Genomic DNA, 21,891 nt, shown 5'->3' with positions numbered 1-21,891 from the left:
CGTATAGTGGCTCGCATCTCAAAATCAATTGTCGCGAAGCAAGGGGACAGCCACGATGAAGTCCGATGATGTGATCGTCAGCTTTCGCGGCGTGCGGAAGACCTACGACGGAGAAACGCTGGTCGTCAAATCGCTCGACCTCGATATCCACCGCGGGGAATTCCTGACGCTGCTCGGGCCGTCGGGTTCCGGCAAGACGACCTGCCTGATGATGCTCGCCGGTTTCGAGTTTCCGACCGGCGGCGAGATCCGCCTCGACGGCGAACTCCTGAACAACGTGCCGCCGCACAAGCGCAACATCGGCATGGTGTTCCAGAACTACGCGCTGTTCCCGCACCTGACGGTCGAGCAGAACGTCGCGTATCCGCTGACCGTACGCAAGCTTCCGGCGGCCGAGCGCGCGGAACGCGTCGCGCATGCGCTGAAGATGGTGCAGATGGAGCGCTTCGCGAAACGCTACCCGGCGCAACTGTCGGGCGGCCAGCAGCAGCGCATCGCGCTGGCGCGCGCGCTCGTGTTCGAGCCGAAGCTGGTGCTGATGGACGAGCCGCTCGGCGCGCTCGACAAGCAACTGCGCGAACACATGCAGTACGAACTGAAGGCGCTGCACGAAAAGCTCGGCGTGACCTTCGTCTACGTGACGCACGACCAGGGCGAGGCGCTGACGATGTCCGATCGCGTCGCCGTGTTCGACAAGGGCATCGTGCAGCAGCTCGACACCGTCGACCGCCTGTACGAATCGCCATGCAATGAATTTGTCGCGAACTTCATCGGCGACAGCAACCGGCTGCGCGGCACCATCGCGCGCGTCGACGGCGAATTCTGCGAATTCCGGCTCGACGACGGCACGAAGCTCGTCGGCCGCCGCATCGGCGATGCGGCCGAGGGTGCGCCGGCCGTCGCGTGCATCCGCCCCGAACGCATGAGCCTCGCCGTGCATGGCGCGAACGGGCACGCGAACGGCTCGGCCGCCAACCAGTTGAGCGGCGAGGCGCGCAGCCTCATCTATTTCGGCGACCACGTGCGCATGCGTTGCGCTCTGCCCGGCCAGGACGAATGCTTCGTGAAGGTGCCGCTCGGCACCGGCGCGCTCGATGCGTTCTCGCCCGGCGCCCCGGTCGCGCTCGCGTTTGCGCCCGAACACCTGCGCGTGTTCGCGTGAGCAGGGTTTCCCCGATTTCCCGCAGTACGTCGTCAACAACAACTGCCCATTTCCACCACGAGAGGAGAGGAACCACCATGAACCGAGCACGCATTACCGCACGGCGCACCGCGCTGGCACTGGCGCTCGCCGTCGTCGGCGCATCGGCATCGGCTGCCGAACTCACGGTCGTCAATTTCGGCGGCGCGAACGGCGACGCGCAAAAGGCCGCGTTCAACCAGCCGTTCGAGAAGGCGACCGGCAACAAGGTCACGGCCGTCGAATACAACGGCGAGCAGGCGAAAGTGAAAGCAATGGTCGAGGCGAAGCACGTCAACTGGGACGTGGTCGAAGTCGAATCGGGCGACCTGAACCGCGGCTGTGACGAAGGGCTGTACGAGAAGCTCGACTGGTCGAAGATCGCCAAGAAGTCCGACCTGATTCCGGAATCGCCGCAGGTATGCGGCGTCGGCTTCTTCGTGTGGTCGACGGCGCTGTCGTACAACGCGGACAAGCTGAAGTCGGCACCGACCGGCTGGGCCGATTTCTGGAACGTGAAGAAATTCCCCGGCAAGCGCGGCATGCGCAAGGGCGCGCGCTATAACCTCGAATTCGCGCTGATGGCCGACGGTGTCGCACCGAAGGACGTGTACAAGGTGCTCGGCACGAAGGCTGGCCAGGACCGCGCGTTCAAGAAGCTCGACGAGCTGAAGCCGAACATCCAGTGGTGGGAAGCGGGCGCGCAGCCGCCGCAGTTCCTCGTCGCCGGCGACGTCGTGATGTCGACCGCGTACAACGGCCGCATCGACGCCGCGCAGAAGGAAGGCAAGAACCTGAAGGTCGTGTGGAACGGCAGCATCTACGACCTCGACTACTGGGCGATTCCGAAGGGCTCGCCGAACAAGGCGCTGGCCGAGCAGTACATCGCGTACTCGCTGACGCCGAAGCCGCAGCAGGCGTATGCGCAGCACATCGCGTACGGCCCCACGAACATCGCGGCGATCAAGTCGCTCGACGCGAAGACGCTCGCGAACCTGCCGAACTCGCCGGCCAACGGCAAGAACGCGGTGCTGGAGGATATCGGCTTCTGGACCGACCACAGCGACGAGCTCGAGCAGCGCTTCGCCGCGTGGGCGACGAAGTAACCGATCAGGCTTCCTGAACGGTGTCCTGATGCAACCGGCCGCGCGGCACGTCGATCGTGTCGCGCGGCAGTCCGCCGGAACGTGCCCGGCCGGAGAGAACCGTTGAATACGATGACGATCGCGCCTTCCTCGCCGTCGACCGCCGCGCTCAAGCGCGAGCTGAAGGCCGCCGAGGCCCGCAAGCGCACGATGGCACTGCTGCTGGTCGCGCCGCTCGCAATTTTCCTGCTGCTGATTTTCGTCGTGCCGATCGGCACGCTGCTTACGCGCGCGGTGCAGAACCCGGAGATCGCGACCGCGCTGCCCAAGACGGTCGCCGCGCTGTCGGGCTGGGACCGCAAGGCGCCGCCGGCCGACGCCGCGTATGTCGCGCTTGCGGCCGACATGACGAAGGTGGCGGACAGCGAGGCGATGGGGGCGCTCGCGCGGCGCCTGAACAACGAAATTCCCGGCTATCGCTCGCTCGTCGCGAAGACGGCGCGCGCGATGCCGCTGAAGGGCGACAACGACGCGGCGCTGACGCCCGCGCAGACGCGCGAAAAAATCGTCGAACTCGATGCGCGCTGGGGCGACGTCGCGTACTGGCAGTCGATCGCGAAGAACGGCAGCCAGGTGTCGCCGTTCTACCTGCTCGCCGCGCTCGACCACAAGCAGGACGGCTTCGGCCACATCGTGCAGGCCGATCCCGACCAGTCGATCTATCTCGCGATCTTCGGCCGCACGTTCGTGATCGGCGTCGCCGTCACGCTGTTCGCGCTGCTGCTCGGCTATCCGCTCGCGTACTGGATCTCGACGCTGTCGGAGCGTCGCTCGAACCTCGTGATGATCCTCGTGCTGATTCCGTTCTGGACGTCGGTGCTCGTGCGCGTCGCCGCGTGGATCGTGCTGCTGCAGAGCGAAGGGCTCATCAACACCGCGCTGGTCGGCAGCGGGCTGATCTCGCATCCGCTGACGCTGCTGTTCAATCGCGTCGGCGTATACATCTCGATGACGCACATCCTGCTGCCGTTCATGATCCTGCCGCTCTACAGCGTGATGAAGTCGATCCCGCCAACCTACCAGCGCGCGGCCGTGTCGCTCGGCAGCCATCCGTTCGCCGCGTTCTGGCGCGTATACGTGCCGCAGACCTATCCGGGCGTCGGCGCGGGCGCACTGCTCGTGTTCATCCTCGCGATCGGCTACTACATCACGCCCGCGCTGCTCGGCGGGCCGAACGACCAGATGGTCAGCTACTACGTCGCGTACTTCACGAACGTGACGATCAACTGGGGCATGGCATGCGCGCTCGGCGGGTTGCTGCTCGCGGCGACGCTCGTGCTGTACGCGGTGTACGGGCGCTTCACGCGCACCAACGTGAGCCTCGGTTGAGCGCCGCGCACTACGAAACGGGAAGGGGATTCGAACCATGAAACTTGCCAGGCCGCTGTTCGCGCCGCACATGTCGTTCGTCGAGCGCGCGTGGTACATCGCGCTGCGCGTGCTCGTCGTGCTGACACTGCTGTACCTGATCCTGCCGGTGCTCGCGATCGTGCCGCTGTCGTTTTCGTCGAGCACGTTCCTCGTCTATCCGATTCCGGGTTTCTCGATGCGCTGGTACGAGAACCTGATTGCATCGGACGAGTGGCGGATGGCCGCGAAGAACAGCTTCATCGTCGCACCGTCGGCGACCGTCGTCGCGACGGTGCTCGGCACGCTCGCCGCGATCGGTCTCACGAAGGCCGACTTTCGCGGCAAGGGGCTGCTGATGGCCGTGCTGCTTTCGCCGATGATCGTGCCGGTCGTCGTGGTCGGCGTCGGCATGTACCTCTTTTTCGCGCCGCTCGGACTCGCGAACACCTACACGGGGCTGATCGCCGCGCACGCGGCGCTCGGCGTGCCGTTCGTCGTGACGACGGTCGCCGCGACACTGCAGGGCTTCAACCAGAACCTCGTGCGCGCGAGCCTGTCGCTCGGTGCGAATCCGGTGTCGACGTTCTTCCGCGTGACGCTGCCGGTGATCGCACCGGGCGTGATGTCGGGCGCGCTGTTCGCGTTCGCGACGTCGTTCGACGAAGTCGTCGTCACGTTGTTCCTCGCGGGCGCGGACCAGACGACGCTGCCGCGCCAGATGTTCACGGGGATCCGCGAGAACATCAGCCCGACGATCGCTGCGCTCGCAACGATCCTGATCATCTTCTCGACGAGCCTGCTGCTTGCGCTCGAATGGCTGCGGGGCCGCAATGCGCGGCGCGCGGTGACCTGACTCAGCGAGCCTGCCTGCCGCGCACCCTGCGCGGCACCGCATTCGCTTTCATTTTCCTGACTGACGAGGCGCCCGCCTGCACGTTCGATGCGGCTCTGCAACAATACGGGGCGAGGCGGTGCGCGTTCCGTGCGGTGCGACCGGAACGCCGCCGCGAGTCCAATCCGCGACGCGGCGCAACGCGTCGCTCGTCAGTCGAGCCTTATCTTGTCCGAATTCGCTTCCCCCGCCGGCGCGCATGAGCCGGCCGTCAACTGGCGCGCGATGTCCGCCGTGCTCCTGGCCGTCGCGCTCGCGACGCTCGACACCGCGATCGCGAACACCGCGCTGCCTGCGATCGCCGCCGACCTGCATGCATCGCCGGCCGCGTCCGTGTGGATCATCAACGCGTACCAGCTCGCGATGGTCGCGACGCTGCTGCCGTTCGCATCGCTCGGCGACATCGTGGGCCACAAGCGCGTGTATATCGCCGGGCTCGCGGTGTTCACGCTCGCGTCGCTCGGCTGTTCGCTCGCGTCGACGTTGCCGATGCTGACGGCCGCACGGATCGTGCATGGCTTCGGTGCGAGCGCGATCATGAGCGTCAACGTCGCGCTGATCCGCGGCCTGTTCCCCGCGCACCGGCTCGGGCGCGGTGTCGGCTTCAACGCGCTCGTGGTCGGCGTGTCGTTCGCGGTCGGGCCGACCATCGCGTCGCTGATCCTGTCGGTCGCCGCATGGCCGTGGCTGTTCGCCGTGAACGTGCCGCTCGGCGTGTTCGCGCTGGCCGTGGCGATTCCGTCGCTACCGCAGACGGCGCGCGGCAAGCATGCGTTCGATCCGGTCGCCGCATTGTTCAACGTGATCACGTTCGCATCGCTGATCTTCGCGCTCGGCGAATTCGCGCAGCGCGGGCCGCTTTCCGTCGTGTTCGCGGCGGCCGCGGTTGCGCTCACATTCGGCTGGTTGCTGATCCGCCGTCAGGCCGGGCACCCGGCGCCGATGCTGCCGGTCGACCTGTTTCGCCGGCCGGTGTTCACGCTGTCCGCGCTGACCGCCGTGTGCGCGTTCGCCGCGCAGGGGCTCGCGTTCGTGTCGCTGCCGTTCTATTTCGAAACCGTCCTGCATCGCAACGCGGTCGAGACGGGATTCCTGATGACCCCGTGGTCGGCGATCGTCGCGCTCGCCGCGCCGATCGCGGGGCGCTTGTCGGATCGCTATCCGCCGGGCCTGCTCGGCGCGATCGGTCTTGCATTGCTGAGCGCGGGCATGGTGTCGCTCGCCGCGCTGCCGGCGGCGCCGGGCGTCATCGACATCGGCTGGCGGATGATGTTGTGCGGCGCGGGCTTCGGCTTCTTCCAGTCGCCGAACCTGAAGGCGCTGATGTCGAGTGCGCCGCCCGAGCGCAGCGGCGGCGCGAGCGGGATCATCGCGACCGCGCGGCTGATCGGGCAGGCGACGGGTGCGGCGCTCGTCGCGCTGTCGTTCGGGATCGCGGGGCGCCACGGGCCGACGCTCGCGTTGATGCTCGGCGCGGGCTTCGCCGGGGCCGCGAGCGTCGCGAGCGGGTTGCGGCTGTTTGCGCCGTCGCATCGGGCCGGCGTGCCGGCCGCATCGGAGCGCGTGCGCGAGCAGGCGACGGAGTAGGGTTGTGCGCAGTAGCGGCGCAGGCTGACGACCGGACAACGGTCGCGGGAAAGTCACGAACCGGCGCGCAACGAACCACCACCGCGCGCCGGCCTTCACGCTTCGCTTAGAACCCGCCCGACTTGATCAGCTGGTTGAGGTTCGCGATGTTCAGGCTGCCGAAGCCGGTCGTGTAATCCCAGCCGGTGCCTGCGTTGTAGCCATACCCCTGATAGCCGTTGTTCCCCGACACCACGTCGTAGCGCACCAGCGACGGGTTCGACGGGATGTCGGCGTAGAACTTGCCGGCCGGGAAGCCGAGGCCCGTGCCGTTCGCTGCGAGCAGACGCGCCCAGAGGCCCGTGAAGATCGGCGCGGCGAGGCTCGTGCCGCCGATCTGCTGCAACTGGCCGTAGTTGTAGATGTACGCGCCGGTGCTTTGCGCGGCGTCGAACGCGACGTCCGGCAACTGGCGGTTGCTGCCCGACTGCCACGACGGGGCCGGCAGGATCGTGCTGACGCCGCCGCCCGTCGCCCACAGCTTGCCGTTGCCGTCGAGCCCTTCGTTCCACACCGTTTCATTCGAGAACGCGCCCGACGACGTCGTGTAGAGCGTCGTGCCGCCGATCGCGAGCACGTGCGGCGACGAAGCCGGCCACGACACCGTGTAGTTCGAGCCGTCCGGATAACCGCGGTTGTTGCACTCGTACACGCCTTCGTCGCCCGACGAAACCGAGAACGTCTGGCCTTGTGCCGCGGCGGTCGTGAAGATCTGTTCCTCGGCGTCGAGCGTGCCGTCCGCGCTCGCGTCGGTCTCGCACCAGCCGAGCGACACGTTGATCACTTTCGCGGTGTTGTCCGACACCGCGCGGTTGAACGCCTGCGTGAGGCCCGTGTTGCCGCTCGCGTTGAGATCCGCCATGTAGAACACAAGCTTGCCGACCTGGCCGCCGGCCGAGCCGACGATCGACTGGCTGTCGAGATCCCACTCGCCCTGGCCGTCCTGGTCGTCGGTGTAGTTGCCGCCCGAGCCGTTGGTCTTGATGGTTTGCGTCGAGACCGTGCCGTAGCCGTTGCTCGACGTGAACTGCTTCAGGTCCGTCAGCGTCTGCGACACGCCGCCGATCGTGATGATGCCGACGGTGACGCCGGCGGCGGTCGGCACGCCGGTTGCGTTGTACAGGGCCGGGAATTCCTTCGGATAGTGGCCGGTCGCCGTGCCGGCCGCGAGCGCCTGCGGCTTCGACACGTTGCCGATATGCAGCAGCGGCCGAGCGTGTGCGACGCTCTGCAGCCCGAGCACCGAGCCGACGACGTCGCCGAGCGCGCGCGGCACCTGTGCAGTCGACGTGTTCGCGAAGCCGGAGTGGCCTGCGTATTCGAAGTGCACGAGCGACGTGTTGAATGCGGTCTTCACGGTGCCGGCCGTGCCGCGTGCGGATACCAGCAGCCGGTTCGGCGCGACCTCGATGTTGACGAAACCGCTCTTGCGCAGATAGTCGACGACCGACTTCACCTGCGCGTCGGTCGGCGCGTAGTTGGCGAGGAACTGCTCGTGCGTGAGGTACTGGCGGTAATGCGGGCTGCCCGGCCGGTTCACGTCGCGCGACAGTTGCTTGAGCTGCGCGGCATTGCGCAGCTTCAGGCTGACGACGACGTCAGTCGTTTCGCCGGCCGCGAGTTCGAGCGACGGCGCCGCGCTGCGCGCCATCAACTGCGGGCCGGTCAGAAAGGCCTTCGTATGGGTGTCGACCCAGTCCGTCGCCGCATGCGCCGCAACGGCGGCGAACACGAGCGGTGCCACGCACGCAAGGCGGCGGGGCGACGGCAGGGGCAGGGCAAACCAGGCGTTCCTTTTCATCGGGAGTCCTTTTTAGGAGAGACGACGTTGCTGGAGCCCTCGATCCTTGTGGGATCGCGAGCGGTGACGAGCGTAGGGCGTCGCTGCCGTTCAGGTAGCTGCCAGTTTCCATAGCTGTCAGTTCTGACATCGGCGCGCGACCGGGTGTGTATCGCGCGGTGCAGACGGCAACTGCTCCGTATTGGCGACGGAACCGGTTCGCGACACGATGGCACGACGACGCCCCGCGCTCGTGCGCACGAGTTGTTCGCCGGAGCGCCGAAACGTGCGCGATGGCGGCGTGGACGATCTCGTATGCGCATGATTCTCGATCGTCCATCGCCGCACGCGGTGTCGCACTATGTGATCAAACGAGGCGAGGCGGCCGGGACGGCATCGCTGATGCACGACATTGGGGCTGGCCGACCGCCGGCGTTTCCCGAAGTGTGGAACAGCTTGCCGCGCAGTCTTGCAGACCGCTTTCGATTGCGAGAACGCCGACGTGAATTAGAGCAAACGCTCGAGTCCGGAAACATGAAGCCGGCGCTGTTTGGAGCGCTTCGCGAAGCGAAAGCGATCTTGAATGGTCGATCTTGTCCGGTGCGATGCCCAATGACTTGCGGCGGCGATCGCCGACGCCTGAACGCCGCTGTCGCCGAAACTGGATTGGATAGTCCTCGTAGGCATTTCGCGGCGTGCAGAACGGTAGGTTTCCGTATCGAATGTTCGGTCATAAGCCGGCATTCCGGATTTTCGGGAGATGTTTTCGATTCCGGGCGTTTCGATGGCGCTGTTCCGCCGCACGCGGAATGCGCTATCGGGTTCCGGCCTGCGACAGTTTTCGGTACACGCGCCGATGGTCTCCGGACGCACCGCACATGTCGCGCGGTGAGAGCCCATGCATCGGCCGCGTGGTGCCAATCGAGCGAAGCGGCATTCGGGAAACACGGAGTCTGTTTCCGCTCGAGCAGGATTCGTCAATGGATCCGGCTTTAAATCCCGCTCCTTGCTAATTTCAGATTCGTCCTATAGCAGATTTGTCTTTCATCCAGTTAAAGTCGCGCCGAATATTCCGCAAACGTTTTCGGAGAATTAATTGATCGCGAACTTGGCCATGTCCGACGCGACTGCGCGCGCGGGCGTCGATATCCATCAGTTCTATAGTCTGGATATCAAGGGTGCGCCCGCTGCCGCGCTTGCGGACATCTACGAGTTCGATGGCGAGCGCGGGATCGGCGAGCCGACTAAGTACACGATCCGGTTCACCCATCCCCGCCATGATTTGTCACGCAGCGAATTCCTGAACCGAATCGGCGCGTTCGTGATCCAGCCGCCGCCGCGGGACCGATGGAGCCAACCGGAAGGCGCGCGTCGCGTGCAAGGCGTGGTGACCGGCTTCGCGCTCAAGGCCACGAACCGCGATCAGTCACTGTACGAGATCGTGCTGGAATCGCGTCTGGCGCTGTTGCGCAATGCGCCGAAGTGCCGGTTCTTTCTGGACATGAGCATTCCCGAGATCATCGAGCAGATCCTGCGGGAACACGAGTTCAACAAGATTTTCGCTCGCTTCGAATTCAAGCTGTATCGATCCTATCGAAAGCGCAGCTTCGTGATGCAGTGGGGCGAGGACGATCTGGCGTTCATCACGCGACTGTGCCGGCGCTCGGGCATCTGGTTCGTCTGCGAGGAAGGGGAGCGCTGCGAGCGGGTGTGCTTCTGCGACGACTATGCGCACTACCGCCGCGATCCCGAGCACCTGACGGTTGCATACCGGCCGCACGGCGGTCTGGAAACCGGGGGCATCGAGTCGGTCAGCGCACTGGAAATGTGCGCGAAGACCATGTCCGCGGCCTACGCGGTGCGCACATTCAACACCGAAGCGGCGGAATCGGCGCCGATCGAGGCGGTCAGTTCGATCCGCGATGATCGCGGCACGTATGGTGAAGCGTATACATGGGGAGCGCCGGGCCGGAGCGAGGACGACGCGAAGGAAGAGGCGCAGTTGCGCCGCGAGGCTGCGCTGGCCGGGCAAGTCGAGTATCGCGGCGAGTGCGACATGCTGGACCTCACGCCCGGCTCGGTGCTGAAACTGTCGAACCGGGAATTGCCCGATGCGAAGCACGGGCTGGTCGTGGTACGGGTGACGTGTGGCGCGAGCCGGAGAAAGGCCTATCACGTCAAGTTCGACGCGATTCCATCCGATCGCCAGTATCGAATGCCGTTGATGGAAGCGACGTGGCCCAGGATCGACGGGGTCATCACCGGGACGATCGCATCGTCCGGCGGCTGGAAAGACCCATATCTGGATAGCGAGGGCGAATACATCGTCGATCTCCATCTGGATCGCGACAAGCGAGTACCGGGTCTGCAGAGCTGCCCGATGAGGCTGGCGAAGCCGTTTGCGGGGCCGAACCAAACAGGCTTTCACTTCGGGCTCGTCGAAGGCACGGTGGTCGGCGTGAGCTTTCTGTGGGGCTGCGTGGATTTGCCGTTCATCAGCCACGTGTTGCATACCGCGCAGCACACGGACCCGATCGTCGCGGGCGTGCCCTGGGGCACGCGCAACACGATCCGCACGCGCTCGAACAACACGTTGGAGATGGATGACCGGCAGGGTCGCGAACACATCAAAGTCGCGACCGAGCATGGCAAGTCGCAGCTCAATCTCGGCTATACGGTGGACCGCGATCAACAACTGCGCGGCGAGGGTTTCGAACTGCGCACCGACGATCGGGGGCATGTGCGCGCGGGGGGCGGTCTGTTGGTGTCGTCCGACAGGCAGGAGAAGGCGATCGGGCAGACGACCGACATGCGGCCGGCGACGAACCAGTTCGCGCTGACACAGGCGCAGGCCCAGGGGTTGACCGACGCCGCAGCGGTGGCGCATGCGGAGATCGCGGACCTGAGGGCGGAAAACGCGTGGCTGAAAGACGAACTGGCGAGCTTGAAGACGGCCGTGATCGCACTGTCCGCGCCGAACGGCATTGGCCTGGCGACGCCGGATCGGGTGATGGTGTCGGCAGGCAAGGACGTGAGTGTCGGCACGTCGTCGCGGTTCAACGTGAATGCGCTCCGGAATGTCGCGATCGCGGCGGGCGAGGTGCTGTCGCTGTTTGCGCACAAGTTCGGTATCAAGCTCTACGCCGCGCGCGGCAAGGTTCGGATCCAGGCGCAGTCCGACGCGATGGAGTTGGTGGCGCAGAAGGACATGCGGATCACCAGTGCCGACGGCACCACGACCGTCAATGCCGCGAACGGGGTTGTGCTCGGCGGCGGCGGTACGGCCTACATCAAGGTGCAGGGCGATAACGTCGAGATTGGCGGGGCCGGCTGCCTGATCCTCAAAATCATCGAAATCCAGAAGGAAGGACCGGGTGCGCTGTCGCTGCCGTTGCCGAAGTTCAACCAGATCGATATCGCGAACGACGAGCGGTTCATTCTCAGCGACGACATCACCGGGCGACCGGTTGCAAACCGACCGTACAAGATTCAGCTCGCCGGAGGACAGATTATCGAGGGCATAACCAACGACAAGGGCGAGACCTCGTTGAGCCGGCAGGATGTTGCACGGGGGCTCAAGTTGCTGCTTCAGAACAATAAGGAGGGCTGATTCATGACGGATCACTCCAACCAGCCGGACGACACGGACGACGATGCTGGTACGCCGAAACCCTATCGGCACGACACCGCAACACGCATCGTGCCGATGCAGCGCGATCATCTGGGGCAGCCGTATTGGGAGTCCTATCACACGCCGAGCAGTTTTCAGGTGCGCGCAGAATGCCGCATTCCGCCGCATATGCCAGGCATCATCATCTTTGTGCATGGCGTTAATTCCACGGGGGAGTGGTATGACGCCGCGGAAAGGGCGTTGTGCCAAGGGCTCAACGAACGGCTGAAACGGAGCGATCTGAAGGCGAATACCTACAGCACGGTAGACGGTGACCGTCCCGTGCCTAGGTATATCAAGAAGGGGGACGAAGGTAACTCTCCCGTGATCCGCTTCTACTGGGGCTACCGTGCGAAGGACGGAGAGGAGCGCAACTGGCGCATTCAGATGCGCAGTCCGCGCGGTTTCGATTTATCTGCATGGGGGGCGCCCGCGTGCACAAACGAGAAAGGTCCATGGTATTGGGGAGGCGGTCCTTTCCAGAACGGTACCAATAACCTGTCGCAATTGTGGAGCCGGGAAGGATTCAAACGTCATGTGCTCGGGTTCGATATGGAGAAGCTCAATACCGAGGCCGATCGGCAACTCCAGGATGCGCCACCACGCGACTACTATGCACACGCGGCGCAACGATTGGCGGACCTGATCGACAAGATTCGTTCCGAATGTCCGCGCGATACCGTGACTGTGATGTCGCACAGCCAGGGCACCATGATCGCGATGGCAGCGACCGCCTTGTGCAAGACGCGCGCGCCTGATGCCCTGTTTGTGATGAACTCGCCGTACGCACTCGATGACAAGATCACGGACGCGCTGGCCTGCGGTGTGGCGCGCCCTACTCCCGAGGCACGCGTCAATACCTTCCGGAATATCGCAAATCGGCTCAAGGAGGACAAGCGCATCTTCACCGAGGCGCAATTGCAGCAGTTGCAGTGCGGTGCCTCCGAGGACATAGATTTCTGGCGCCCTGACAACCAGCGCAACTCCGGTATCCACGAGCGCGACAATCACGGTCGACTGTACGTGTACTTCACGCCGCATGATCGCGTGATGGGTGCGGTGCCTCTGCAAAGCATCGGCTGGCAGGGCGTGGACGACAAACTGCTCGCCGAGTTAGGCGATACCGTCAAGCAGCGCATGCTGGCGCGGGGTACTCCGGTGGGCGACGCGCCGGGCGTGAAGAAGTTCGGTACTTTGCCGCCAATTCTCGAAAACAAGCTCGTGCCCGGTGCGAAGCCGACCGATTTCTGGAATGGAAACAGGGATATTTTCACACCTCTCGTGAAGCTGTGGACAGTGCCGCATCCGGACAAAACCGTGACGATCAATGCTGAAGAGGTACCGCATCCGGTCACGGCGGACGAGATGCGTCAGTTCGAAGACTCACGTAGAGGAGCCGAGGAAATGGGTAAGTGGGTTCCCGATCAGAATGATCCGAATACAGGGAGCTACGCTGATCCCGACTACCGTTATATGCGGTCGATTTATCAGCCGGAGCACACCGTTACTACCGAGGACATTTACAGCTCTAGGCGCACGACTCGACCTGAGACCCAAGACGAAATGCTGCAACGACTCGACACCTATCGCGCTGAGCCGACCAACCACAGCACGTTGCCGCAGCACCAAGCGTTCATGCGTCGGGTGGTGGCCTACGATCTCCCCGTCGGCTTTTGTGATGCATACGAGAGGGCGGCGTTCTGGACCCGCCTGATGAAATTGGCCGACTGGATGCAAGGCTACGACAGTTACTTTGAGCTTGGCGCCTCCCAATCCGTTACCAAGCCACCCTGTATCGATTGGACCACGATCTCCGAGGAACAAAGCAACGCCGAAGCAGAACAACTTCGGCAACAGCAATGGAAAGGAGGAGCGTGATGAGATACACGATTTGTGCATTCACGCTATTCGCCCTGCTGCAAGGATGCACCGTACAGACTTCGCGGCGCCCGACTTTCGGGCTTGGAGATTTCATGAGCTCAGCGCTCAAGGAATTGCCGTATGACTCACCAACCCAAGTCATCTACCGAATCGACGATCACCGCTCTGTAACGCTGGAACATTACCGGGACTGTCAACACGGGGAATCGTACTACAACGACTCCCGCGCTGGAATTCGAAAGTATTTAGGGCGAGGCCTGTTTGAAAACTTCCAGGGACGTATTATTAACGCTGACCCGACTGGGGCGAATATTGTTTTGCCGCTGGCGTATCCGGATGGACTGATTTGTGGCAATGGTGAAAAGGGTTGTGCGGTGCCATTTTGGTACTCGACAGATGGTGGGAAAACTTTCGCCACGAAGATTTACATGGATCACAGTTTCAATGCATTCGAGGACTCGAAAGACTATACGGTGGCAGTAACAAGAGACAAGTTGTTTGTTGCCAAGAAATATCAATACAGAATGGATCGGCCGGAATACGATTTGAGCGTTCGCCAATACCTGCTTCACCATTCTGTCGATCCCGGTAACCCTCAGCCATCAATCTTTGAATCGGACGGTGCGTGGGAATCTAAGAAAAAGTTAATGCCGGATGGCCTTCGCACGCCGTCCGGACAGGATCGCATCACCTGCGATGCGTCGATTAAGCCGACTAATTTCGACGCGCCACTAGTTCCGCAGTGAGGTGCAGACATTCGGCCGTGCCGTCATCGTGTGGCTTGTGGGATCGATCTTCGCGCGTTGATCGAATCGCTGGCCCGGGACCGGTTGCTTTGCTGTCGCGAGTCGGTTAGTCGAGGAAAAAGTAAGGCCGAAGTATAACAAATGCGGCAACAGCAATGGAAAGGAGGAGCGTAATGAGATACATGATCGCTGTAATCAGTCTGGTCGCCCTGCTGCAAGGATGCACGGCACAGACTTCGCGGCGGCCGGCCTTTGGGCTTGGGGATTTCATGAGTTCGACGCTCAAGGAGTTGCCATATGACTCGCCGCCCCAAGTCATCTACCGGATTGATGACCACCGCTTCGTGACGCTGGAACGTTATCGAGACTGTTATCACGGGGAATCGTACTACAACGATACCCGTACCGGCATCAGAAAGTATTTAGGTCGCGGGCATTTTGAAAATTTCCAGGGGCACATCATTAACGCCGATCCGACTGGAATGAATATCGTTTTGCCTCTGGCTTATCCACCGAGAGCATTTTGTGGTAATGGTGAAAAAGGTTGTGTAGTACCACTTTGGTATTCGACAAATGGCGGAAAAACCTTTGCCACGACAGTTTACATGGAACATAGCTTCAATTCGTTCGAGGACTCGAAGAGCTATTCGATGTTCGTAACCGAAGACAAACTCTATGTCGCGAAGAAGTGGGGAGACGACGATGCCTACGTCATTATGTCTCCGATGATCCCAGGCATTGATTTAGGCAGACCCTATCCGCCTGGTGTCAAGGGCGGGAGCTTTGCAGCATCAAAGCGACCAGGTGTTTTTTCAAAGCTTCGCACGCCCTCCGGTCAGGACCGCATTACCTGTGACGCATCGATCAAGCCAACGAACCCGGACGCGCCGCTGGTGCCATGAGGCGCGTGAAACTTACAACAAAGACCCCATGATGAAACCCCTCGGTTGCCTGAATGAGTTATATAGAATTTTGCTACCTGTAGCCTTGATGTTGTCAGGAAGCGCATTTGCGCAATTCGACAATCCGTTATTTGAAACGACGCTGGATCAGGAGGTTTGGAAATATGTAGGTCGAAGTTTTGGTGGTGACGATGTCTACGTTGATGCAAAGCGAGCCAGGCGCGGAGGGCGTAATGCGAGTATCGTTTTTTCTCCGGTTATGGTAAATAAAATGAATTGCTCTGATCGTGCGGTGGCGCAGACTCGTGAGGAGGCGAGAGGTCGATGTATAAAAGCGCTCGGCTATGCATCGCTTATTGAGGGCAAGGCGTATTGGTGTGGAGATGATTATAGAAAGAATGAGGTTGCTACGTTCTTTACTCTCCGGTTTGATGAATACGACGGGAAAGGGAAAGTGGTGAGCGACTCGGGAGAACGCAAAGACATGAAACCGCTCTCTATTAATTTGATCGAGCCGGATACCCCATCCGTGCAGGCGAGAGCATGGCTTTGTCGGAACATAGATGGCTCTCAACTTGGGTCGACAGTTTCAGGCAAGGGCCAGCCATGATCCAGCTTCGATGTGGCGCGTCACCCGCAATTACAAGGACCTTCCTCATGAAAACACCCGTATGCCTAGGCGATGCCACCACACACGGAGGTGTTGTCAAAACCGCATCATCGACATTCGACCTCGACGGCCGCAAGGTAGCGCTGCTTCATGACGTCGTCTCATGCCCGGAGCACGGCGACAACCCGATCATCGAATGCGCCGAGGGTTACAGCGAAGGCGGCCGCAAATGGGCGGTGCACCTGTGCCGAACACAGTGTGGCAGCCAGGTGATCGCAAGCAGCGCAGGGATGAAAATCGCATGAAGCGAACGTGGACGGTCCCGAACGTCGGGGAATATCAGTACGGCAAGCCCCCCTCGATCTGGTGGTGCGTACTTGCGATCGTCGTCATCCAGATCGCGGGCATGCTCATTGCGGTACTCACGTGGGAGCAGGGCAAGCCGGTGATATCCGAACACTTCTTCGTGCGCGCGTTGCTGTTGCCGTTGCTGGTGTCGGGTGCCGTGTGCGGCGTGATCTATTGCAGCTATGAGGAGTGGATCGAGCGGGTCGACTGGTGGAATTTCCTGTGCCGCAGCGAGCGGGCGACGTGGCGGCAATGGGCGCAAGCTCACATGGTGATTGTCGATAGCATTGCGTTGACGCCTGAGCCCGAGTTGGCCGAACGCCTGCTGGGCCTGGAAGGCAGTGCGCCGATGAATCCCGGCAAGATCCTGGCGTTGCCGGAGGCGAAAGGTTCGGCAGGCGTATCGCGGCTCGAACGGGTACTGGAGCAACTGCTGACGCCGTTCGCTGCCAGCCTTGCGCGTCATGCGCGGAGCCGTGTCGTCGATGTGATCCTGCAATCGGCCGGCAAGGAGGATCTTACCGAACTCCGGGCCGTCTGGAAGAGGCTTAACCTGCCCGACCTCGTGCAGTTCGGATGGGTGCCGTTCGGTGCGAAGCAGACGAACATCCAGACGTGGTTCGACGAAGGCTGCAAATCCGATTTCCGGTTGTTGCTGGCTTGTCAAATGCATGCGGAGGGCGCGGAGCCGGCATGGTCGGAGGCCGCCGTGGCGATGTTGCTCACCTCGCCGCGCGTGATCGAGGACTTCAACGGAAAACTCCGGCCTCAGGCGCGTTTATTCCGCCCGATTGCGATGCCTTCCGATTCCATGGTGGACGCCCTGGAAACGCTGCTGGCATCGGAGCAGACGCCGCGCGTGCGCATCAGGCACGCGTGGCTGAGTGATCTGCCGCCCCCGGGTCGGCATGCGACGCTCGGCGCCATCAAGGATGCAGGACTGGAACTGCCGGTGCACGATGTCGACCGCGCGATCGGCAAGCCGGGGCCGGTGAATGGGCTATTGCTTCAGGCGCTCGCGGCGCAGATGGTGGCGCATGGCCAAGGCGCACAGCTGGTTGCTTTGCCGAGCGCTCAACAGGTGCGGCTGAATTTGGTCGGAGCGCAGAGCGCACCGGTGCCTCGCGTCGAGGCGGGCTATATGCGTCGGCTTAGCTTGTCGGTAAGCCTGGGTGGGAGTTGTTGCCTGATCCTGATCGTGGTCGCGCTTGATGCTCTTAATGCATCCAGAGGATGGTTCTGGTCCTGCCTGGCCGGATTCGTATTGCTGTTCCTGATCCAGCTTGGCGGTTCGTTTCTGAGGCGTCGCTTGCTGGAAGACGATTTTTACCGGCAACTGCGGCGCATGGGCGCTTGGATTTGAGGCCGGGTCATGTGTGGCACGGCATCAGCGCGCGACGATCGAATAAAAATTAGAGCAAACACTCGAACCCGGATGGGCGAAGCCGGCGTGATCTGACGGTCCGCGAGACCTTCGGCCAGCCCGCTTCCGGCGCGACTGCGTTCGACGCGAAGCGCGTCGCATGCAACAGCGGAGCACCTCGGCATCCTCGAAATACCTCCTTGACTCTTGCCGTTCAGCAGATATCCTTCAACCCATAACCAACGGGTTATGAATCAGGACATGCAGAACGCTAACGACACGCTTTTCAGAACGCTTGCCGACCCGACGCGCCGCGCGCTCTTCGAGCGGCTGTGCGCGGACGGCGAGCTGACGGTTGCCGCGCTGACGGCTCATGCGGGCGTCTCGCAGCCGGCCGTCTCCAAGCATCTCGGCGTCCTGAAGCAGGCCGGGCTCGTGAGCGACCGCCACGAAGGCCGGCAGACGCACTACAGCGCACAGCCGCAAGCGCTGGCCCCGCTGATCGACTGGACGAGCCAGATGGCGGGCTTCTGGCAGAACCGGTTCGACGCCCTCGAAGATCTGCTCAAAAGGATGGATCAGTAATGAACCAGGCCACTACCGAAACGCGCTCCGTCGTCGTCGAGCGGGAGCTGCCGCATCCGCCGGAGAAGATCTGGCGCGCGCTCACGCAACCGCACCTGATCGAGGCGTGGCTGATGAAGAGCGACTTCGAGCCCGTCGCGGGCCGCGCATTCAGCTTCCGTGCGGACTGGGGCTCGGTCGACTGCACGGTCCTGACGATCGAGCCGCCGCGCGCTTTGTCTTATACGTGGGCCGCATACGGCCTCGAAAGCGTCGTCACGTGGACGCTCACGCCGACGCCGGTCGGCACGCACCTGCGGATGGAGCAGGTCGGCTTCCGCACCGACCAGGAGCACGCGTACCGCGGTGCGCAGCACGGCTGGGTCCGGTTCTTCGATTCGCTCGAACAGGTACTGGCGCGCCCCGACGAAGGCACGGAGGCCCGCGCATGAGCACAACGGACCTCACGCCGTCGGAACGTATCGACGCGCTGATCGCCGGCATTGCCGACTGGCGCGGCAAGACCTTCGCCGATCTGCGCCAGACGATCCTCGATGCGCAAGCAGGCATCGTCGAGGAATGGAAATGGATGGGCAGCCCCGTGTGGTCGTGCGACGGAATGATCGCCGTGGCGAACGCGCACAAGGGCAAGGTGAAGCTGACGTTCATGCATGGCGCGCATCTGCCCGATCCCGCCAGGTTGTTCAACGACGGCCTCGACGGCAATGCGCGGCGCGCGATCGATTTCTTCGAAGGCGACCGGATCGACAAGCGGGCGCTGAAGACCCTCGTGCGCGCGGCGATCGAATACAACCGCACGCATCTGAAGAAGAACACGCGGCGAGCGGGCCCAGGCGCGAAGGCGCGCGCCGACAACGCGGCGTGACGCGCCGGACGCACGGCGATATCGCGTAACGCACGCACGAAAAAAAGCCCGACACGAGGTCGGGCTTCCAAATCGGCCGCAACCGCCCGCGAGGCGGCTGCGGCACCTGCAAAAGCAGGGCGCTTACGCTGCGAGCAGCGAGCGCAGCACGAACGGCAGGATACCGCCGTGCTTGTAGTAGTCGACTTCGATCGGCGTATCGATGCGCAGCAGCACCGGCACGCGCTGCGTGTCGCCGTTCTTGCGGTGGATCACGAGCGTGACGTCCTGCTGCGGCTTGAAGTCGTCGCCGAGGCCTTCGATGTCGTACGTCTCGTCGCCGGTGATGCCGAGCGACTGGACGCTGTCCGAGCCCTTGAATTGCAGCGGCAGCACGCCCATGCCGACCAGGTTCGAGCGGTGGATGCGCTCGAAGCTGCGTGCGATCACGGCCTTCACGCCGAGCAGCTGCGTGCCCTTCGCGGCCCAGTCGCGCGACGAGCCCGTGCCGTACTCTTCGCCCGCGAACACGACGGTCGGCGTGCCGGCGTCGACGTACTTCATCGCCGCATCGTAGATCGACAGCTGTTCACCGCTCGGCTGATGAATCGTCAGGCCGCCTTCGACGCGCGAGCCGTCGGCCTTCGCCGGGATCATCAGGTTCTTGATCCGGACGTTCGCGAACGTGCCGCGCATCATCACGTCGTGATTGCCGCGGCGCGAGCCGTAGCTGTTGAAGTCGGCCTTCTGCACGCCGTTTTCCTTCAGCCACTTGCCTGCCGGCGAATCTTCCTTGATCGAGCCTGCCGGGCTGATGTGGTCGGTCGTGACCGAGTCACCGAAGATGCCCAGTGCGCGCGCACCGTTGACCGTCGGGATCGACGCAGCGGGTTCCATCGAGAAGTCGTTGCCGAAGAACGGCGGCTCGGCGATGTACGTCGACTTCGGCCAGTCGTAGACCTGGCCCGATTCGCCCTCGATCTTGCTCCAGAGGTCGCCCTTCTTGGTCAGCTTCGAGTAGTTGTCCTCGAACTTCTTCGGATCGAGCGCGAACTTGAGCAGCGCGTGGATTTCTTCGCTCGTCGGCCAGATGTCGCCGAGGTAGATGTCGCGGCCGCCCTTGCCCTTGCCGACCGGCTCGGTCATCAGGTCGCGCGTGATGTTGCCGGCGATCGCGTATGCGACGACCAGCGGCGGCGACGCGAGGAAGTTCGCGCGGATGTTCGGGTGGATACGTGCTTCGAAGTTACGGTTGCCCGACAGCACGGCTGCCGCGACGATATCGTTCTTCGTGATCGCTTCGTTCAGTTCCGGCGTCAGGTCGCCCGCGTTGCCGATACAGGTCGTGCAGCCGTAGGCCGCGACTTCGAAGCCGAGCTTCGACAGGTAGGGCAGCAGGCCCGTCTTCGTCAGGTACTCGGTGACGATGCGCGATCCCGGCGCGAGCGAGGTCTTGATCTTCGGATCGACCGTGAGGCCGGCCTCGACCGCCTTCTTCGCGAGCAGGCCGGCGGCCAGCAGTACGCTCGGGTTCGACGTGTTCGTGCACGACGTGATCGCGGCGATCAGCACGTCGCCGTTCTTCACGTCGACGCCGTTGCTCGTCGTGTATTGCGTGGCCAGATCGTCCGCCTTCTTCGCGAAGCCGTTTTCCGCGACCGGCTTCGAGAACAGGTCGGTGAACGTCGACTTGACGTTGCCGATCTCGATGCGGTCCTGCGGGCGCTTCGGGCCGGCCAGCGACGGTGCGACCGTCGCGAGGTCGAGCGTCACCGTCTTCGTGTAGTCGATGTCGCCGGCCTTCGGGATACCGAACAGCTTCTGCGCCTTGAAGTAGTTTTCGAACGCGGCGATTTCGGCCTTCGTGCGGCCCGTGCCTTCGAAGTAGTCGATCGTCTTTTCGTCGACCGGGAAGAAGCCCATCGTTGCGCCGTATTCCGGCGCCATGTTGCCGATCGTGGCGCGGTCCGGCAGCGACAGCGACTTCGTGCCTTCGCCGAAGAATTCGACGAACTTGCCGACGACCTTCTCCTTGCGCAGCATTTCGGTGATCGTCAGCACGAGGTCGGTGGCCGTCACGCCTTCGCGCAGCTTGCCCTTCAGCTCGACACCGACCACGTCCGGCGTCAGGAAGTACACCGGCTGGCCGAGCATGCCGGCTTCGGCTTCGATGCCGCCCACGCCCCAGCCGACCACGCCGATGCCGTTGATCATCGTCGTGTGGCTGTCGGTGCCGACGAGCGTATCCGGGTAGTACACGGTGTCGCCGCCGTCCGCCTTCTTGTGGACGCCGCGCGCGAGGTATTCGAGGTTCACCTGGTGGACGATGCCCACGCCCGGCGGCACGACCTTGAACGTGTCGAATGCCTGCATGCCCCACTTCATGAACTGGTAGCGCTCGTTGTTGCGCTGGAATTCCAGTTTCATGTTCAGGTCGAGCGCGTCCTTCTGGCGGAAGTAGTCGATCTGCACCGAGTGATCGACGACGAGATCGACCGGGACCAGCGGTTCGATCTTCTTCGGGTTCTTGCCCGTACGCTCGGCGACGCCGCGCATGGCCGCGATGTCGGCGAGCAGCGGCACACCCGTGAAGTCCTGCAGCACGACGCGCGACACCACGAACGGAATCTCGTCGACGCGCTTCGCGGTCGGCTTCCAGTTCGCGAGCTGCTCGATGTGTTCTTCGGTGATTTTCTTGCCGTCGTAGTTGCGCAGCACGGACTCGAGCACGATACGGATCGACACCGGCAGGCGTTCGATCTTCGTCTTCAGTTCCTTGCCGAGCTGCGGCAGCGAGTAGAACTTGCCTTTGCCGGAACCGCTGTCGAATTCCTTGAGGGTCTTGTGGAGATTGTGGGCCATGGTGATTTTCCTGGGTTTAAGGCTAGGAAACAAAGAGTCCTGTAGATGACCTGGGGGCTGTTTGCGGATGAAACGGACATGCGTTGCCCCGAGAAAGGCCGCTCGCG

At 62.9% G+C, this 21,891-nt stretch carries 17 protein-coding genes; 15 read left to right on the top strand and 2 right to left on the bottom strand.

Features of this window, described 5'->3' with window-relative positions; all coding sequences use genetic code 11:
- The first annotated feature begins 55 nt into the window (after nucleotides 1-55).
- From ACPTTC_RS28425 to ACPTTC_RS28405, 5 genes are all read left to right on the top strand, one after another.
- Nucleotides 56-1,162 carry an ABC transporter ATP-binding protein gene (locus ACPTTC_RS28425; RefSeq protein ID WP_423394852.1) on the top strand — a complete coding sequence of 369 codons (1,107 nt, stop codon included), beginning with the start codon at nucleotides 56-58 and terminating at the stop codon, nucleotides 1,160-1,162.
- 77 nt (nucleotides 1,163-1,239) lie between these two features.
- A complete protein-coding gene (locus ACPTTC_RS28420; protein WP_226195036.1) occupies nucleotides 1,240-2,286 on the top strand; it encodes an ABC transporter substrate-binding protein in 1,047 nt (348 codons plus the stop codon).
- Nucleotides 2,287-2,397: 111 nt separating this feature from the next.
- The gene (locus ACPTTC_RS28415) at nucleotides 2,398-3,654 is read left to right on the top strand and encodes an ABC transporter permease (protein WP_423395732.1); all 1,257 of its coding nucleotides are present in this window, start codon (nucleotides 2,398-2,400) and stop codon (nucleotides 3,652-3,654) included.
- Nucleotides 3,655-3,691: 37 nt separating this feature from the next.
- Nucleotides 3,692-4,528, top strand: coding sequence for an ABC transporter permease (locus tag ACPTTC_RS28410; RefSeq protein ID WP_423394851.1), 837 nt, complete (start codon nucleotides 3,692-3,694; stop codon nucleotides 4,526-4,528).
- A 207-nt stretch (nucleotides 4,529-4,735) separates the two neighbouring features.
- Nucleotides 4,736-6,154: an MFS transporter gene (locus tag ACPTTC_RS28405; RefSeq protein ID WP_423394850.1), complete on the top strand. Its 1,419-nt coding sequence runs from the start codon at nucleotides 4,736-4,738 to the stop codon at nucleotides 6,152-6,154.
- 106 nt (nucleotides 6,155-6,260) lie between these two features.
- Here the strand turns inward: ACPTTC_RS28405 and ACPTTC_RS28400 are convergent, their stop codons facing one another.
- Nucleotides 6,261-7,994, bottom strand: a complete 1,734-nt coding sequence (locus ACPTTC_RS28400; protein WP_423394849.1) for a S53 family peptidase — start codon at nucleotides 7,992-7,994, stop codon at nucleotides 6,261-6,263.
- A gap of 1,093 nt (nucleotides 7,995-9,087) precedes the next feature.
- On the opposite strand from ACPTTC_RS28400, the gene ACPTTC_RS28395 reads away from it, so the two are divergent.
- The 10 genes from ACPTTC_RS28395 (at nucleotide 9,088) to ACPTTC_RS28350 (ending at nucleotide 18,943) form a co-directional block, all read left to right on the top strand.
- Nucleotides 9,088-11,583 (top strand): type VI secretion system Vgr family protein, encoded by a 2,496-nt coding sequence (locus ACPTTC_RS28395; RefSeq protein WP_423395731.1) that lies wholly within the window; start codon nucleotides 9,088-9,090, stop codon nucleotides 11,581-11,583.
- 3 nt (nucleotides 11,584-11,586) lie between these two features.
- Nucleotides 11,587-13,521 (top strand): T6SS effector phospholipase Tle3 domain-containing protein, encoded by a 1,935-nt coding sequence (locus ACPTTC_RS28390; protein ID WP_423394848.1) that lies wholly within the window; start codon nucleotides 11,587-11,589, stop codon nucleotides 13,519-13,521.
- A complete protein-coding gene (locus tag ACPTTC_RS28385; protein ID WP_423394847.1) occupies nucleotides 13,521-14,270 on the top strand; it encodes a T6SS immunity protein Tli3 family protein in 750 nt (249 codons plus the stop codon). The genes ACPTTC_RS28390 and ACPTTC_RS28385 overlap by 1 nt, the downstream gene beginning before the upstream one ends.
- A 173-nt stretch (nucleotides 14,271-14,443) precedes the next feature.
- Nucleotides 14,444-15,172 (top strand): T6SS immunity protein Tli3 family protein, encoded by a 729-nt coding sequence (locus tag ACPTTC_RS28380; RefSeq protein ID WP_423394846.1) that lies wholly within the window; start codon nucleotides 14,444-14,446, stop codon nucleotides 15,170-15,172.
- A gap of 28 nt (nucleotides 15,173-15,200) precedes the next feature.
- On the top strand, nucleotides 15,201-15,782 hold the full coding sequence (locus ACPTTC_RS28375; RefSeq protein ID WP_423394845.1) for a hypothetical protein: 582 nt from the start codon (nucleotides 15,201-15,203) through the stop codon (nucleotides 15,780-15,782).
- Nucleotides 15,783-15,829: 47 nt separating this feature from the next.
- Entirely contained in the window at nucleotides 15,830-16,087 is a 258-nt protein-coding gene (locus ACPTTC_RS28370) for a PAAR domain-containing protein (RefSeq protein ID WP_175955127.1), read from the top strand.
- On the top strand, nucleotides 16,084-17,493 hold the full coding sequence (locus tag ACPTTC_RS28365) for a hypothetical protein (protein ID WP_423394844.1): 1,410 nt from the start codon (nucleotides 16,084-16,086) through the stop codon (nucleotides 17,491-17,493). Before ACPTTC_RS28370 ends, ACPTTC_RS28365 begins: the two co-directional genes overlap by 4 nt.
- A gap of 261 nt (nucleotides 17,494-17,754) precedes the next feature.
- Nucleotides 17,755-18,078: an ArsR/SmtB family transcription factor gene (locus ACPTTC_RS28360; RefSeq protein ID WP_423395730.1), complete on the top strand. Its 324-nt coding sequence runs from the start codon at nucleotides 17,755-17,757 to the stop codon at nucleotides 18,076-18,078.
- On the top strand, nucleotides 18,078-18,509 hold the full coding sequence (locus tag ACPTTC_RS28355; protein WP_423394843.1) for an SRPBCC family protein: 432 nt from the start codon (nucleotides 18,078-18,080) through the stop codon (nucleotides 18,507-18,509). The genes ACPTTC_RS28360 and ACPTTC_RS28355 overlap by 1 nt, the downstream gene beginning before the upstream one ends.
- The gene (locus ACPTTC_RS28350; protein ID WP_423394842.1) at nucleotides 18,506-18,943 is read left to right on the top strand and encodes a DUF1801 domain-containing protein; all 438 of its coding nucleotides are present in this window, start codon (nucleotides 18,506-18,508) and stop codon (nucleotides 18,941-18,943) included. The genes ACPTTC_RS28355 and ACPTTC_RS28350 overlap by 4 nt, the downstream gene beginning before the upstream one ends.
- Before the next feature lie 123 nt (nucleotides 18,944-19,066).
- Here ACPTTC_RS28350 and acnA read toward each other — a convergent pair whose 3' ends face one another.
- Nucleotides 19,067-21,784 (bottom strand): aconitate hydratase AcnA, encoded by a 2,718-nt coding sequence (acnA, locus tag ACPTTC_RS28345; protein WP_423394841.1) that lies wholly within the window; start codon nucleotides 21,782-21,784, stop codon nucleotides 19,067-19,069.
- Nucleotides 21,785-21,891: the final 107 nt, after the last annotated feature.

It is taken from the genome of Burkholderia mycopellens (genome assembly GCF_964265025.1).
In the GTDB taxonomy this organism is placed as follows: domain Bacteria; phylum Pseudomonadota; class Gammaproteobacteria; order Burkholderiales; family Burkholderiaceae; genus Burkholderia.
The sequence above is the reverse complement of the archived record's forward strand: the minus strand, read 5'-3'. Positions and strand labels throughout refer to the sequence as shown.

Excerpts from the sequence above, each read along its gene's own strand:
- ACPTTC_RS28360 (WP_423395730.1), top strand. The coding sequence starts at position 17,755 with ATGCAGAACGCTAACGACACGCTTTTCAGAACGCTTGCCGACCCGACG.
- ACPTTC_RS28415 (WP_423395732.1), top strand. The coding sequence starts at position 2,398 with ATGACGATCGCGCCTTCCTCGCCGTCGACCGCCGCGCTCAAGCGCGAG.
- ACPTTC_RS28380 (WP_423394846.1), top strand. The coding sequence starts at position 14,444 with ATGAGATACATGATCGCTGTAATCAGTCTGGTCGCCCTGCTGCAAGGA.
- ACPTTC_RS28400 (WP_423394849.1), bottom strand. The coding sequence starts at position 7,994 with ATGAAAAGGAACGCCTGGTTTGCCCTGCCCCTGCCGTCGCCCCGCCGC.
- ACPTTC_RS28385 (WP_423394847.1), top strand. The coding sequence starts at position 13,521 with ATGAGATACACGATTTGTGCATTCACGCTATTCGCCCTGCTGCAAGGA.
- ACPTTC_RS28350 (WP_423394842.1), top strand. The coding sequence starts at position 18,506 with ATGAGCACAACGGACCTCACGCCGTCGGAACGTATCGACGCGCTGATC.
- ACPTTC_RS28365 (WP_423394844.1), top strand. The coding sequence starts at position 16,084 with ATGAAGCGAACGTGGACGGTCCCGAACGTCGGGGAATATCAGTACGGC.
- ACPTTC_RS28390 (WP_423394848.1), top strand. The coding sequence starts at position 11,587 with ATGACGGATCACTCCAACCAGCCGGACGACACGGACGACGATGCTGGT.
- ACPTTC_RS28410 (WP_423394851.1), top strand. The coding sequence starts at position 3,692 with ATGAAACTTGCCAGGCCGCTGTTCGCGCCGCACATGTCGTTCGTCGAG.
- ACPTTC_RS28355 (WP_423394843.1), top strand. The coding sequence starts at position 18,078 with ATGAACCAGGCCACTACCGAAACGCGCTCCGTCGTCGTCGAGCGGGAG.
- ACPTTC_RS28375 (WP_423394845.1), top strand. The coding sequence starts at position 15,201 with ATGATGAAACCCCTCGGTTGCCTGAATGAGTTATATAGAATTTTGCTA.
- ACPTTC_RS28370 (WP_175955127.1), top strand. The coding sequence starts at position 15,830 with ATGAAAACACCCGTATGCCTAGGCGATGCCACCACACACGGAGGTGTT.
- ACPTTC_RS28395 (WP_423395731.1), top strand. The coding sequence starts at position 9,088 with ATGTCCGACGCGACTGCGCGCGCGGGCGTCGATATCCATCAGTTCTAT.
- ACPTTC_RS28425 (WP_423394852.1), top strand. The coding sequence starts at position 56 with ATGAAGTCCGATGATGTGATCGTCAGCTTTCGCGGCGTGCGGAAGACC.
- acnA (WP_423394841.1), bottom strand. The coding sequence starts at position 21,784 with ATGGCCCACAATCTCCACAAGACCCTCAAGGAATTCGACAGCGGTTCC.
- ACPTTC_RS28420 (WP_226195036.1), top strand. The coding sequence starts at position 1,240 with ATGAACCGAGCACGCATTACCGCACGGCGCACCGCGCTGGCACTGGCG.